Here is a 14,090-nt window from a genome sequence, read left to right as displayed (position 1 = left end):
CGGGGCATATCCCGAGCCCCCTCTCTTATTTGTGCAGTCCGAGTCCGCGCATCAGACTTTTCCACCAGCGCGAATACCATCTCTTTTTCCGGCGGGGCGCTGCCGGCCGCCAGCTGCCGAGGCAATGGTGTATGGCATAACTTTCGGGAGCGGCTTTCTCGGCATACGCGGCTATGGTCGGCGAAGGATGGATGCGGATGCCCTCGTCCAGTTCCTGCGCAACATCCTTGTATTTCAGTCCGGCCGGCCGGGCATGGTATGCCATGATGTCGGGCGCGATGATCTTGTCGTAAAGCGTTCCGTCTTCGCATATGAAACGGCGGCTTTCGTACCAGTCGAGGCAGCGTCGGGTGAAAGGATGGCCCGCCGCGACGCCGAACGCACCCGATTGCAATCCCAATCCCATGTCCGGAAACAGTCCGTCCGTCAGCACCTCCCCCGTTTCCGAAATGCGGCCTTCGGCGACATTGCGGGCCAGCACCGATTCTTCGGTCTCTATGGCAGCGAACATTTCGGCGTCGAGCAGGTCGTCGAACGGTTTGAGCACTTCGACATCGGTGTCGAGGTAGATGCCGCCCTCGTGATAGAGCGCATAGTGGCGGATGTAGTCGGCGGCAAAGGCGTATTTCTTTCGCTCGACCGCTTCCCGGACCCAGGGTACGGAGTTCACGTCGAAACGCCTCTCGTCCCAGCGGACGATCTCGTAACCGGGCAGTATCTTGCGCCACGATTCTATGCACTGCCGGACCCGCTCAGGGTATTTACCCCCCCCCAGCCAGCAAAAATGGATTTTCTTGGGTATCATTCGGGTGGAGTCGGTGAGTTTCACTCCGTGTTACCGCACCCGCAGCGAACGTCCGATGCGCAGGATGGTGGTCGATTTGATGCCGTTCAGTCGGCAGAGGTTTGCCACTGTCGTGCCGTGACGGCGTGCGATGGCGCCCAGCGTATCGCCCGAACGGATCTTGTAGTATTTCATGGCCGCTTTTTCGGCGGCTTCCTTCTTGTCCTGCTCCTCGTTGGCGATTTCGTCTTCGAAATCCTGCCCGGCGTTGGAGTAGATGCTGAAGAACGACTTTTTCAGCAGGAACGTCTCGCGGCTCAGCGTGCCGTTCTTGAAGTCGATCAGACGCTCGGGGTCGAACGACTGTCCGTAGTAGCGGGTCTCGAAATGGAGATGGGGCCCCGTCGAACGTCCCGTCGAGCCGCCCAGACCGATGATCTGTCCCGCCTCGACCCATTGTCCGGGTTCCACCATGCGCTCCGAGAGGTGTCCGTAGTAGGTCTCCAGCCCGTTGTCGTGGCGGATGATGACGAGGTTGCCGTAGCCGCCCTTGTTGTACTGCGAAATGCGCACGCGGCCGCAGAAGGTGGCGTAGACCGGGTCGCCTGTTTTGAGCGGCAGGTCCACGCCCTGGTGCTGGCGCCGGCGCCGCGGACCGTATTTTCCGTGCGGATGCACCGTGCCCTGATAGGGACAGTGGTAGCAGGTCAGCGAATCCACGAGGTCGATGACCACCGATTTGGGCATGCCCGACATATCGACTTCCCGGTAAGGGAAGAGCGTCGTCGTGTCCCAGTATTTCTCGAAGATGGTGCTGTCCTTGGCGATCTCGCGGTTGCGGACGTATTTCCACGAATTGTTGCTGTAAAGAATCACCTGCACGGCGTCGTTGTCCGTTGCGAGGGTGTCGATCACGGTCAGCCCGTTGGTGTCGAAGATGGATTCGATCTTCGTGGGCCGCAGCCGCAGCTGCAATACGGCGACGGAGTCTGCGGCGGCCTGTTCGGGGCTGACGACGGGTTCTTCGGTCTCTTCGGCTTCGTTCCTGTCTCCCGAAAGTTCCCCGGCGGTGTGTTCGGCGACGACGAGGCTGCGGAGCGAGTCGATCAGCGACGCCTGCCGGGCCGTCACGACCAGGAGCGAATCGGCAATGGCGGCTTCGCTGTTTTTCGCGGCGGTTTGCGTGCGCGCATTTTTAGGTTTGCGGGCCGCCGAGGTGAGGACCAGCGAGAGGGCCGCAAGTGTCAACAGGTATTTTTTCATAGTCTTCTATTGTTGTCTGATCAGTTCTTCGGCCGCTTCCAGCGCCTTGTAAAATTCCTCGCCGAAGCGGCGGACGATCGGCTCCCGAAGGGCCTTGTAGACCGGGATGCCCAGCTTCGCGCCGCACCGGCGGGCCGGGGCGCACACCGACCAGCGGTGGTAGTTGAGCCCCACGGTGCCGTTCGAGAAGCGCATCAGGCGGATCGGATACAGATGGCACGAGATCGGCTTGCGGAACGGGGTTCTGCCCTCCATCCACGCCTTTTCGATGGCGCAGAGCGTCACGCCGTTCTCCGTATAGGTATAGGCGCATTCGGCATCGTTCACCAGCGGCGTGGTCAGGTCGCCGTCTTCGTCTACGACCATGAAACCATGCCGTTCGACGGCCTCGATGCCTTCGGGCGTCATGCAGGGTTTGTAATTGGGGTATTCGCGTTCGAGGATCTCCACCTCTTCCGCTTCGAGCGGCGCCCCGGCATTGCCCTCGACGCAGCAGATGCCCTTGCACTGCGCGATGTCGCAGGCGAAGCATTCGCGCAGCAGGTCGGCGCTTACGATCTTGTCGTCGATTTCGATCATTTGCGGCACGTGTCGGCGATGATGATGTCATATAGTTCCCCGAGCGACATGCCCATTTCGCGGGCCTGCTTGGGGACGATGCTTCCGGCGCTCATGCCGGGAATCGAATTCAGCTCGATGAAGTAGGGCTTTCCGGAAGGGGTTACGATGAAATCAACCCTTACGACTCCCGCACAGCGGCAGGTTTTATAGGCTTCGCGGGTCATGCGGTTCAATTCGGCTTTGACCTCGGGGGCGATGTCCGCCGGGGTGATTTCGTCGGAGTACCCCTCGGTGTATTTGGCCTGATAGTCGAAGAAATCCTTTTTGGAAACGATCTCCGTGATGGGGAAAATGTACTCCTTCCCGCCGGCGATCAGGATTCCGCAGCCCATTTCGCGGCCCGTGATGCACTCCTCGATCAGGATTTCGTCGCCCTGGGCGAAGGCCGCGTCAATGGCTGCGGGCAGCTCCTCCGGGGTGTGGACCTTCGTCACGCCGAACGACGAACCGCTGGCGTTGGGTTTTACGAAAAGCGGCATGCCCAGTTCCGCGACGATTTTCGACGCGTCGAACGCCTCGCCCCGGCGCAGGAAAATTTCGCGTGCGAGGTTGACACGGCCCGCCAGCGTGCGTTTGGTGGTGATTTTGTCGAAGGTGATGACCGACGAGGTCATCGGACACGACGAATAGGGAATGCCCATCATGTCGAGGTATCCTTGCAGTTTGCCGTCCTCGCCGGGCGTGCCGTGGATGATGATGAGGGCATAGTCGAACGATTTTCGTTCACCGTCTACGGTGATCGAAAAGTCGTTCTTGTCCACCTGCCATTGGCGGCCGTCGGGCGTCGTGTGGTGCCAGTCGCGGCCGTGGAGATCGACGACCGTGATGTCGTATTTCGAGTGGTCGAGGGCCGCTTCGATCTGCGCGGCGCTCTGGAGGGCGATCTCCCGCTCGGGCGAATCTCCGCCGGCCAGGAGGGCTATCTTCAAACGTGTCATTTCAGGGGTTGTATATGTCTTTGTATCTGAATTCCAGTATTTCCTGCACCATCCGGGCGAACTGCCGGGCCTCGACGTGTCCCTCGTCGAGCGCCAGCACGCGGTTGAAGTCGTTGAGGGCCGGGCCCCACTCGCCCAGCCGGTAATGGAGTCTGCCGCGCTCGATGTAGAGCTCCGTATCGTCCGGGGCTTCGGCGATCCGTGCCGTAAGGGCGGCGATGCGCGATGCGGGGCTCCACAGCCCTTTGCGGCGGATGTAGGCTGCGACGCCCTCGTCGAGCATCTCCGAGGTGTCCTCGCCCCGCCCGATGCGGTCGCGCACGTCCGTCGAGGCGAAATCCTGCAAAGGGGCGTCCGTCAGCAGCGTGATGCGCCCCTCGAATCCTTTCGCCGGCTTGTCCCGCCGCGGGTAGACGTAGACGGGATATTCGAGGATTTTTTCGTACTCTTTCCAGCCGTCGAGCCGGGCGATCTGGTCGCTGCCAATCAGGATCGAGAACTCCATGCCGGACCCGAAGTTTTCCTTCAGGTAACGCAGGGTATCTATTGTGTATGAGGGTTTCGGAAGCAGAAACTCCACGACCGAAGGTTTGATCCGGTCGGGGTATTCCGAGGCTGCGCAGGCGATTTCGGCCATTTCGAAACGGTCCATTTCGGGGGCCAGTTCGTCGGCGGCCTTGTAGGGGCTCTGCGGCGAGACGATCAGCACGACTTCGTCGCACAGCGCTTGCCGGACGGCGTATTCCGCCAGCGCGATATGGCCTTTGTGCACGGGGTTGAACGACCCGAAATAGAGCATCACCCGTTTCATCCTACCGCGCGATAAATTGGTCGAGGATGCCGCAGGTGCCCCCCACGGCCTCTTCGAGGCAGTCGTTGACGACCACATGGTCGAACTCCGGGGCTTTCGTCAGTTCGAATTCGGCCTTGGCCACGCGGCGTTCGATCACCTCCGGAGCGTCGGTGCCGCGGCCGACGAGCCGCCGGCGCAGCTCCTCGATCGAGGGCGGCATGATGAACACCGAGCAGGCGTCGTCGCCGAAGATACGCTTGAGGTTGATGCCGCCGATCACGTCCACGTCGAAGACGATCACGTGGCCCTTGGCCCAGATGCGTTCGACTTCGCTGCGCAGCGTGCCGTAGCAGGTGCCTTTGTAGACCTCCTCCCACTCCACGAAGCGGTTTTCGGCCACGGCCTTGGCGAACTCCTCCTGCGAGAGGAAATAGTAGTCCACCCCGTCGCGCTCCTGTCCGCGGGGTGTGCGGCTGGTCGCCGATACGGAGAATTCCAACTGGGGGTAGCGTTCCAGCAGATGCCGGACGATCGTGGTTTTGCCCGAGCCGCTCGGGGCCGAAAAGATGATTACCTTACCCATCTTAATTAAAAATGAAAAATTAGAAATGAAAAATTGCTTGTTCCCGGGGGATGTTTTCGTCGAATGGGATTTTAATTCTTCATTCTTAATTTTTAATTAGGAATATCTTGTAATAGGTTGATTACAAGATATTCAATACCTGCTCTTTGATCTTTTCCAATTCATCCTTCATCTTGACGACGAGAATCTGGATGTTCGATTCGTTGGCCTTCGACCCCATCGTGTTGATCTCGCGGCCCATCTCCTGGGCGATGAAACCTAATTTGCGGCCTGCGCCCTCCTCCCCTGCGGCCACTTCGCGGAAATATTTGCAGTGGTTCGTCAGGCGCACCTTCTCTTCGGTGATGTCGAGTTTTTCGAGGTAGAAGATCATCTCCTGCTCCAGCCGGTTGCGGTCCACTTCGACGGGGAGTTTCGCCAGATTGTCGAGGATGCGCGTCCGGATGGTCTCCGTGCGGGCCTTTTCGAACGGCACCACTTCGTCGCGGTACCGCTCGATCAGCTCCACGCGGCGCAGCAGGTCGGCGATCAGGATCGCTCCCTCCTGTGTGCGGAATGCGTCGAGCTGTGCGGCGGCGGCCTCCGCGGCGGCGATCAGCGCGGCGTGCTCCTCCTCCGAAATGGCTTCGGATTCGGTGGCTACCACGTCCGGAAGGCGCATGATGACCGGCAGGATGGCGTCGTAATCGGCGTCGATGCCTGCGAACGCGAGCGTGTCGTTCATCTGCCGGAGGTATTCGCGGAACACCTCGCGGTTGATGCGGGCCGAGGTTTCGACGGACTGCGACTCGACCGAGACGAAGACATCGACCTTGCCCCGCTGGATCGTGCGGGCGATGACGTTGCGGAGTTCGTATTCCGACTGGCGGTAGACCGCCGGAAGCCGCAGCGAGAGGTCCAGCTGCTTGGAGTTGAGCGAACGGATCTCGACCGTGATCCGTTTATTTTGAAGTGTGGCTTCGCCCTTGCCGAAGCCGGTCATTGATTTTACCATATGGTGCCGGAACTTGATATTTCCGGCAAAATTAATAAAAACTATCCAAAAAGAGGCGCGTTCCGCTTATGGAATGAAATTTATTTGGCTATCTTTGCGTTTATAAAATTTTTTTCTTTATATTTGTGTTAGCAAACTAACAGTTGGGTATCAGATCATTCAAATCACATACGAAATCATTATGAAAAAGCACAATTTCAATGCGGGACCTTCCATCCTGGCGGACGAGGTCATCGAAAATGCGGCCAAGGCAATTCTCGACTTCAACGGATCGGGGCTTTCGCTGCTTTCGATCTCCCACCGGACGAAGGATTTCGACGCCGTGATGGAGGAGGCCGACCAGCTTTTCCGGGAGTTGCTCCATATTCCGGACAACTACAAGATCATCTATCTGGGCGGCGGTGCAAGTACCTATTTTTATGAAATCCCCGCGAACTTCCTGGGCAAGAAAGCCGGTTATGTGAATACGGGCGTGTGGTCGAAGAAGGCCATCAAGGAGGCCAAGCGTTACGGCGAGGTCGAGGTGCTGGCTTCGTCCGAGGACCGGAACTTCACCTACATCCCGAAGGGATTCGCCATTCCGGCCGACCTGGATTATGTGCATATCACCTCCAACAATACGATCTACGGTACGGAGTACCACGAGGACCTCGCGTCGCCCGTGCCCCTGATCGCCGACATGTCGTCGGACATCCTCTCCCGTCCGGTCGATGTTTCGAAATACGCCATGATCTACGGCGGCGCGCAGAAGAACCTGGCGCCTGCGGGCGTGGCTTTCGGCATCATCCGCGAGGACATGCTCGACAAGATCGTCCGCGACCTGCCGACGATGGTGTCGTTCCGCACCCATGTCGAGAACAACTCGATGTTCAACACGCCGCCCGTCTTCCCGATCTACGTTCTGAAGGAGACCCTGAAATGGCTCAAGTCGATCGGCGGCGTTCCCGAAATCTACCGCCGCAACAAGGAGAAAGCCGCCCTGCTCTACGACGAGATCGACCGCAACCCGCTGTTCCGCGGCACGGTCGTGAAGGAGGACCGCTCGCTGATGAATATCTGCTTCGTGATGGCTGAGGGTTACGAGGGTCTCGCCGACGAGTTTATGACCTTTGCCAAGGAGCGCGGCATGGTCGGCATCAAGGGGCACCGTCTGGTGGGCGGTTTCCGCGCGTCGTGCTACAACGCCCTTCCGAAGGAGAGCGTCGAGGCGCTGGTGGCCTGCATGCAGGAGTTCGCGCAGAAACACGCGAAATAGGCCATGTGCCCGACTATCGTCCCGCTGATGCGGGAGACGAAGAGAGAACAGGATATTTATTTTACGTCATTGATCGATACTATGAAAATACTGGTTGCAACGGAGAAGCCTTTTGCCAAAAAGGCCGTCGATGGAATCCGCGGGATCGTGGAGAATGCCGGCTATGAACTGGCGCTGCTCGAAAAATACACCGACAAGAGCGAGTTGCTGGAAGCCGTGGCCGATGCGGATGCACTCATCGTCCGCAGCGACAAGGTGACTGCCGAGGTCATCGCCGCGGCGAAAAACCTGAAAATCGTGGTCCGCGCCGGTGCGGGTTACGACAACGTGGACCTCGCAGCGGCTTCGGCGCGGGGCATCGTGGTGATGAACACCCCGGGGCAGAACTCCAACGCCGTGGCCGAATTGGCCTTGGCCATGATGATCTACATGTCGCGGAACCGCTTCACTCCGGGCACGGGTTCGGAGATTCAGGGCAAGACCCTCGGCATCCACGCTTACGGCAACGTCGGCAAGCTGGTGGGCCGCAAAGGAAAGGCGTTGGGCATGAATGTTGTCGCATACGATCCGTTCATCGCCGACGAGGCGGTTTTCGAGGCCGACGGCGTGAAGAAGGTGGCGACGGTCGAGGAGCTTTACAAGGCGTCCGACTTCCTCTCGCTGCACATCCCCGCCACGGAGCAGACCAAAGGCTCGATCGGCTATGACCTGCTGATGTCGATGCCCAAGGGGGCCACGCTGGTCAACACCGCCCGCAAGGAGGTGATCGACGAAGCCGGTCTGGTGCGTGCCCTGACCGAGCGCGAGGACCTGAAATACATCACCGACATCGCCGCCGGCAATCAGGCCGAGCTGGACGAGAAGTTCGGCAAGCGGGTTTTCGCCACGGCGAAGAAGATGGGCGCCGAGACCGCCGAGGCCAACATCAATGCCGGTCTGGCTGCTGCCAGCCAGATCGTGGACTTCCTGAAAAACGGCAACACCCGTTTCCAGGTCAACAAATAGTTGATATGTATAATCGGAAAGAGGCGGGTGCGGAAACGCCCGCCTTTTTCGCCTAAAACGATAACTTTATGGTACGAATAAAACCTTTCCGTGCGGTCCGTCCGCCGAAAGAACATGCCGCCGAGGTGGCGTCGCGTCCCTACGACGTGCTGAATTCCGCCGAGGCGAAAAGCGAGGCGACGGAGCGTTCGCTGCTGCACATCATCAAGCCCGAGATTGATTTCGAGCCCATCGCCGACGAGCATTCCGAGCCGGTTTACGAAAAGGCGGTGGAGAATTTCCGCAAATGGCAGTCCGAGGGATGGCTCCGGCAGGACCCCGAGGAGTACTATTATATCTATGCGCAGACGATGGAGGGGCGCACGCAGTACGGACTGGCGATGTGCTGCCACTTCGAGGATTACCTCTCGGGAGCCATCAAGAAGCACGAGCTGACGCGCCCCGATAAGGAGGAGGACCGCATGATCCACGTCCGCAACCAGCAGGCCAACATCGAGCCGGTGTTCTTCGCCTACCCCGACAACGCCGAGATCGACGCCATCGTCGCCGACGTGGTGAAGAACAACGCTCCGGAGTACGATTTCACGGCCGCCGACGGCTTCGGGCACCAGCTGTGGGTGATCCGCGACCGGAAGACCAACGACCGCATCACGGAGATTTTCGCGGGTATTCCGGCGCTGTACGTCGCCGACGGGCACCACCGTACGGCTGCCGCCGCTCGCGTGGGTGCGGAGTGCCGCGCGAAGAATCCGAACCACTCGGGCTGCGAGGAGTACTGCTATTTCCTGGCCGTGACCTTCCCGGCCAACCAGCTGCGCATCATCGACTACAACCGCGTGGTGAAGGACCTGAACGGCCTGACGCCCGCCGAGCTCGTCGAAAAGCTGAAAGAGTCGTTCACGGTCGAGGATAAAGGCGCGGAGGAGTACCGCCCCTCGGCCCTGCACAATTTCTCGATGTACCTCGACGGCCGCTGGTACAGTCTGACGGCCAAGCCGGGGACCTACGACGACAACGATCCGATCGGCGTGCTGGATGTCACGGTGCTGTCGAACCTGGTGCTGGACAAGATTCTGGACATCAAGGATCTGCGCACCTCGAAGCGGATCGACTTCGTGGGCGGCATCCGCGGCCTCGGCGAGCTGAAACGGCGCGTGGACAGCGGGGAGATGAAAGCGGCGTTCGCCCTCTACCCCGTTTCGATGCAGCAGTTGATCAACATCGCCGACACGGGCAACATCATGCCTCCGAAGACGACGTGGTTCGAGCCCAAGCTCCGCTCGGGAGTGGTGATCCATTCGTTCGAAGATAAATAATTGAAAAAGAGCTGCCCGATGAGGCGGCTCTTTTTTCGGGGCGTTGTTTTATCACGGAATGGCGATTTTTTATAACGAAAAACAAGTCGAGGCATGGAATTTTTTGTATATTTGTAAGCAACTTAACAATATTACGGCGTTATGGCTAAAATTAAAGGAACAATCGTCGTCGATAAGGAGCGCTGCAAAGGGTGTGGGGTTTGCGCCTCGGCCTGTCCGTGCGACGTGCTCGCCCTGTCGGCAGAGGTGAACAGCAAGGGCTACCCGGTGGCGTGGATGGCGAATCCCGATGCCTGCACGGGTTGCGCTTCGTGTGCGGTGATCTGCCCCGACAGCGTCATCACGGTTTATCGTCAAAAATTCGAATAGGCTATGGCAGAGAAGGAAGTGAAACTGATGAAAGGCAACGAGGTGATCGCCCATGCGGCGATCCGCTACGGTTGCGACGGATATTTCGGATACCCCATTACCCCGCAGTCGGAGGTGATGGAGACCCTGATGGAGCTCAAACCGTGGGAAACCACGGGGATGGTGGTGTTGCAGGCCGAGTCGGAGATCTCTTCGATCAACATGGTCTACGGCGGCGCCTCGACCGGAAAACGGGTGATGACTTCGTCGTCGAGCCCCGGCATCAGCCTGATGTCCGAGGGACTGAGCTATCTGGCCGGCGCCGAACTCCCCTGCCTGATCGTCAACTGCCAGCGCGGCGGTCCGGGTCTGGGTACGATCCAGCCTTCGCAGGGCGACTATTTCCAGGCTTGCAAGGGCGGCGGCCACGGCGATTTCCACCTGATCGTGCTGGCTCCGAACTCCGTGCAGGAGATGCACGACCACGTGGCCGAGGCTTTCGACCTGGCGTTCAAATACCGCAACCCGGCGCTGATTCTCGCCGACGGAGCCATCGGACAGATGATGGAGAAGGTCGTGCTGGCTCCCCAGCGTCCGCGCAGGACCGACGAGGAGCTGAAAGCCGAGTGCGGTTCGTGGGCCGCGCAGGGAAAACCCGCCGGTCGTCCGCGCAATATCGTGACCTCGCTCGAATTGCAGTCCGAGAAGATGGAGGTCATCAACAAACGGTTGCAGGAGAAATACAAGGCTCTGGAAGAGAACGAGGTGCGCTACGAAGCCATCGAGTGCGACGATGCCGACTACGTGATCGTGGCATTCGGTTCGTCGGCCCGCATCTGCTCGGCGACGGTCGAAATGGCTCGCGCCGAGGGTCTGAAAGTCGGCCTGCTACGCCCGATCACCCTCTACCCTTTCCCCAAGAAGCAGATCGCCGAACTGGCGGCCCGCGGTGTCAAGGGCTTCCTTTCCGCGGAGCTGAACGCCGGGCAGATGGTCGAGGACGTGCGGCTGGCCGTCAACGGCAAAGCTCCCGTCGAGCATTACGGGCGTCAGGGCGGCATGATGTTCAATCCCGACGAGGTGCTCGACGCGCTCAAGGAAAAACTGATTAAAAAGTAAAAGACGATGGCAGAGGTTGAAATCAAAAAGGAGAATCTGGTTTATACGAAACCGGCGCTCATTACCGACAATGTCATGCACTACTGCCCCGGTTGCAGCCACGGCACGGTGCACAAACTCGTCGCCGAGGTCATCGAGGAGATGGGACTCGCGGAGAAGACCGTGGGCATTTCGCCCGTGGGCTGCTCGGTGTTCGCCTACAACTATATCGACATCGACTGGATCGAGGCGGCGCACGGACGCGCGCTGGCCGTTGCGACGGCCGTGAAGCGGCTCTACCCGCAGAATATGGTCTTCACCTATCAGGGCGACGGCGACCTGTCGGCCATCGGCACGGCGGAGTCGATCCATGCGGCGGCGCGCGGCGAGAACATCGTGGCCATCTACATCAACAATGCTATCTACGGCATGACCGGCGGCCAGATGGCCCCGACCACCCTGCTGGGCATGAAGACCGCGACGACCCCCTACGGACGTGATCCGCGGCTGAACGGCTACCCCTACAAGATCGCCGAGATGATGGCCCACCTCGACGGCGCCACTTACATCACACGCCAGAGCGTGCATACGGCGGCTAACGTGCGCAAATGCAAGAAGGCGATCCGCAAGGCGTTCGAAAATGCGATGGCTGGTAACGGCTTTTCGCTCGTGGAGGTCGTTTCGACCTGCAACAGCGGCTGGAAACTCTCGCCCGTGGCATCGAACCAGTGGCTCGCGGAGAACATGCTGCCCTTCTATCCGCTGGGCGACATCAAGGACGTTAAAAAGGAGTAAGGCTATGAAAGAGACGTTGATAATTGCAGGATTCGGAGGACAGGGCGTCCTCTCGATGGGTAAGATTCTGGCTTACTCGGGTGTAATGCAGGATTTCGAGGTGACGTGGATGCCCTCCTACGGTCCCGAGATGCGCGGCGGTACGGCCAACGTGACGGTGATTCTCTCCGACCGGAAGATCTCCTCGCCCATCGCCCATGAATTCGATACGGCGATCATTCTGAACCAGCAGTCGATGGAGAAGTTCGAGCCGATGGTCCGGCCCGGCGGCGTGCTGATCTACGACACGAACGGCATCACGCGCCATCCGGTGCGCAAGGACATCGAGGTCTATGCGATCGACGCCACGGCCGAGTGTGCGAAGATGGGCCAGGCCAAGCTGTTCAACACGATGATCCTGGGCGGGTATCTGAAAGTGCGCCCCGTGGTCGAAATGGAGAATGTGATGGTCGGGTTGAAAAAGTCGCTCCCCGAACGTGCGTGGAAGATGCTCCCGGCCAACGAGGAGGCCATCCGCCACGGCGGCGAGATCATCCGCAAGGTGCGATGATTTTGCAGGATAGCACAGTTGCAACGCCCGACCTTCCGGCCGGGCGTTGTCGTGTTCATGAGGTTCGGGGAATTACTGTTTTTCCGATTTTTCGACTTTGGGTTGGAAGTCGATCTGGTAGAATTTGAATTCCGGCTTTGTGATGGCTCCGGTCGCAGCGTCTATTCCCCATGTGAGTATGTTCAGCAGATTGAGGACCGATACGGCGTTGAAATTTTTGTTGATGATGATCGGTTCTGCCGTGTAGTTTGCGGTTTCGGCTGTCACGAGCGTTTCGTCGAATCCGCGTCTGATTTTGGTTGTGTAGGGAAAAGTGACATTCAGGTGTTTTCGGCCGTCGATTGTAAGGCTTGCTTTTTCGGCTACTTCACTATCGAATACGACTCTGGCTTTTGATCCGCAAAAAATTGATGCACAAGAACTCATCAAGATTGAAGAGCAGAGAAGAATCCCGATACGTTTCATTTATTGGGGTGATATATGCCCGTGTCCCTGCGGAGGTATTTGATTGGAATCGGCATATAAAAAACGTGGGACAAAACTTTTATCATCGCATATCGAGGTTCTGGAATACCTTGTGGCAATAATATAAGTGAAGCCCACGCCATAGACGTGAGCATCAACTTCACTTCTTTTGCCACAATTTGAAATTTTCCAGATTTCGATATGCAAAGACGTAAAGCTAACGCTTTTTATATGTATGTACCGGCGCTTTTAGTGCGGAGACGGTACGTGTGTTTCGAATAAGTTAATCATTACTATATATCCATAGGCAACGCTTTTTAGAGTTATTCGAACAAATATACGAATAATTTCAAAAAGTGAAGTCTCCGAATGCCGCTTTTTCGCATTTTTCGGACCGGACGTATTTGTTGCCTTTTGCGGTCGTAAGCGAATCCGCCGTTTGTGTAGACCGATCCGTGCAGGAACGTAAATCGGTGAATAACATATTCTTAAAATTATTATCTTAGCGTACGACGAAGAATTTGCGGATGCGGGGCATTGATTTTGCGTGCCCGGTCATTAACATCAAAATTTCAGACTATGGAAAAGAACGAACAGCAAATGCCGCGTCTGGGCGAACCCGTTCCGGCATTCGAGGCCATGACCACCAAGGGGAAGATCAGCTTCCCGGACGATTACAAGGGCAAATGGGTGATTCTGTTCAGCCACCCTGCCGACTTTACTCCGATCTGTACGACCGAGATACTGACGTTCGGAGCCCGTACCGCGGAGTTCCGGGCGCTGAACTGCGAATTGGTGGGCTTGTCCGTGGACAGCCGCAACAGCCATATCGCATGGCTGAAGACCATCCGTGAGAAGATCGAGTACAAGGGCATGAAGAACGTGAAGGTCGAGTTCCCGATCATCGACGACGTGTCGATGAAGGTGGCGTCGCTCTACGGCATGATCCAGCCCGGCGAGAGCCAGACGGCAGCCGTGCGGGCCGTTTTCTTCGTCGATCCGAAAGGCGTGCTGCGGGCGATGATCTATTATCCGCTGGCGCTGGGCCGCAATTTCGACGAGATCAGACGGGTGCTGGTCGGTTTGCAGACCATCGACGCTTTCGGCATCGCGCTGCCTGCCGACTGGAATCCGGGTGACGAGGTGATCGTGCCGATGAAGGGCGACGATCAGGAGAAGATTCCCGAAGGGGCCAAGTGCTACGACTGGTTCTTCTGCACCAAGCCGCTCCCGAAGGAGGAGATCGAGAAGAAGATCGGCAAATAGGCCGGAAAAACGAAGG

General features: G+C 58.3%; 16 protein-coding genes. 8 read left to right on the top strand and 8 right to left on the bottom strand.

The window, feature by feature from the left end; genetic code table 11:
• Nucleotides 1–25: 25 nt before the first annotated feature.
• The 7 genes from NQ519_RS16090 to NQ519_RS16060 form a co-directional block, all read right to left on the bottom strand.
• On the bottom strand, nucleotides 26–805 hold the full coding sequence (locus NQ519_RS16090) for a glycosyltransferase family 32 protein (protein WP_026076391.1): 780 nt from the start codon (nucleotides 803–805) through the stop codon (nucleotides 26–28).
• A 30-nt stretch (nucleotides 806–835) separates the two neighbouring features.
• The gene (locus NQ519_RS16085) at nucleotides 836–2,047 is read right to left on the bottom strand and encodes a M23 family metallopeptidase (RefSeq protein WP_019150141.1); all 1,212 of its coding nucleotides are present in this window, start codon (nucleotides 2,045–2,047) and stop codon (nucleotides 836–838) included.
• Nucleotides 2,048–2,053: 6 nt separating this feature from the next.
• Nucleotides 2,054–2,626 carry a DUF3109 family protein gene (locus tag NQ519_RS16080; protein WP_019150142.1) on the bottom strand — a complete coding sequence of 191 codons (573 nt, stop codon included), beginning with the start codon at nucleotides 2,624–2,626 and terminating at the stop codon, nucleotides 2,054–2,056.
• Complete coding sequence (locus tag NQ519_RS16075; protein WP_026076392.1) at nucleotides 2,623–3,606, bottom strand: D-alanine--D-alanine ligase; 984 nt, start codon at nucleotides 3,604–3,606, stop codon at nucleotides 2,623–2,625. The genes NQ519_RS16080 and NQ519_RS16075 overlap by 4 nt, the downstream gene beginning before the upstream one ends.
• 1 nt (nucleotide 3,607) lies before the next feature.
• Nucleotides 3,608–4,417, bottom strand: a complete 810-nt coding sequence (nadD, locus tag NQ519_RS16070) for a nicotinate (nicotinamide) nucleotide adenylyltransferase (protein WP_019150144.1) — start codon at nucleotides 4,415–4,417, stop codon at nucleotides 3,608–3,610.
• Between the two features lies 1 nt (nucleotide 4,418).
• Entirely contained in the window at nucleotides 4,419–4,982 is a 564-nt protein-coding gene (gene gmk, locus NQ519_RS16065) for a guanylate kinase (RefSeq protein ID WP_019150145.1), read from the bottom strand.
• 121 nt (nucleotides 4,983–5,103) lie between these two features.
• Complete coding sequence (locus tag NQ519_RS16060; RefSeq protein WP_026076393.1) at nucleotides 5,104–5,964, bottom strand: YicC/YloC family endoribonuclease; 861 nt, start codon at nucleotides 5,962–5,964, stop codon at nucleotides 5,104–5,106.
• Nucleotides 5,965–6,157: 193 nt separating this feature from the next.
• Between NQ519_RS16060 and serC the strand changes: the two genes are divergently transcribed.
• The 7 genes from serC (at nucleotide 6,158) to NQ519_RS16025 (ending at nucleotide 12,343) form a co-directional block, all read left to right on the top strand.
• Nucleotides 6,158–7,231 carry a 3-phosphoserine/phosphohydroxythreonine transaminase gene (gene serC / locus NQ519_RS16055; protein WP_019150147.1) on the top strand — a complete coding sequence of 358 codons (1,074 nt, stop codon included), beginning with the start codon at nucleotides 6,158–6,160 and terminating at the stop codon, nucleotides 7,229–7,231.
• A gap of 81 nt (nucleotides 7,232–7,312) precedes the next feature.
• Entirely contained in the window at nucleotides 7,313–8,236 is a 924-nt protein-coding gene (locus NQ519_RS16050; RefSeq protein WP_019150148.1) for a 3-phosphoglycerate dehydrogenase, read from the top strand.
• Nucleotides 8,237–8,304: 68 nt separating this feature from the next.
• Nucleotides 8,305–9,552, top strand: a complete 1,248-nt coding sequence (locus NQ519_RS16045; RefSeq protein WP_019150149.1) for a DUF1015 domain-containing protein — start codon at nucleotides 8,305–8,307, stop codon at nucleotides 9,550–9,552.
• A gap of 141 nt (nucleotides 9,553–9,693) precedes the next feature.
• A complete protein-coding gene (locus NQ519_RS16040) occupies nucleotides 9,694–9,921 on the top strand; it encodes a 4Fe-4S dicluster domain-containing protein (RefSeq protein ID WP_010259342.1) in 228 nt (75 codons plus the stop codon).
• A gap of 3 nt (nucleotides 9,922–9,924) precedes the next feature.
• Nucleotides 9,925–11,019, top strand: coding sequence for a 3-methyl-2-oxobutanoate dehydrogenase subunit VorB (locus tag NQ519_RS16035; RefSeq protein ID WP_019150151.1), 1,095 nt, complete (start codon nucleotides 9,925–9,927; stop codon nucleotides 11,017–11,019).
• Between the two features lie 6 nt (nucleotides 11,020–11,025).
• Complete coding sequence (locus tag NQ519_RS16030) at nucleotides 11,026–11,793, top strand: thiamine pyrophosphate-dependent enzyme (protein ID WP_019150152.1); 768 nt, start codon at nucleotides 11,026–11,028, stop codon at nucleotides 11,791–11,793.
• 4 nt (nucleotides 11,794–11,797) lie between these two features.
• Complete coding sequence (locus tag NQ519_RS16025; RefSeq protein WP_026076394.1) at nucleotides 11,798–12,343, top strand: 2-oxoacid:acceptor oxidoreductase family protein; 546 nt, start codon at nucleotides 11,798–11,800, stop codon at nucleotides 12,341–12,343.
• Between the two features lie 72 nt (nucleotides 12,344–12,415).
• Here NQ519_RS16025 and NQ519_RS16020 read toward each other — a convergent pair whose 3' ends face one another.
• Nucleotides 12,416–12,808 carry a hypothetical protein gene (locus NQ519_RS16020; RefSeq protein ID WP_044118598.1) on the bottom strand — a complete coding sequence of 131 codons (393 nt, stop codon included), beginning with the start codon at nucleotides 12,806–12,808 and terminating at the stop codon, nucleotides 12,416–12,418.
• Between the two features lie 579 nt (nucleotides 12,809–13,387).
• Between NQ519_RS16020 and NQ519_RS16015 the strand changes: the two genes are divergently transcribed.
• Nucleotides 13,388–14,074 (top strand): peroxiredoxin, encoded by a 687-nt coding sequence (locus NQ519_RS16015; protein WP_019150155.1) that lies wholly within the window; start codon nucleotides 13,388–13,390, stop codon nucleotides 14,072–14,074.
• Nucleotides 14,075–14,090 lie beyond the last annotated feature (16 nt).

The organism is Alistipes senegalensis JC50 (assembly GCF_025145645.1).
Taxonomy (GTDB): domain Bacteria; phylum Bacteroidota; class Bacteroidia; order Bacteroidales; family Rikenellaceae; genus Alistipes; species Alistipes senegalensis.
This window is presented reverse-complemented; position numbering and strand designations above follow the sequence as displayed.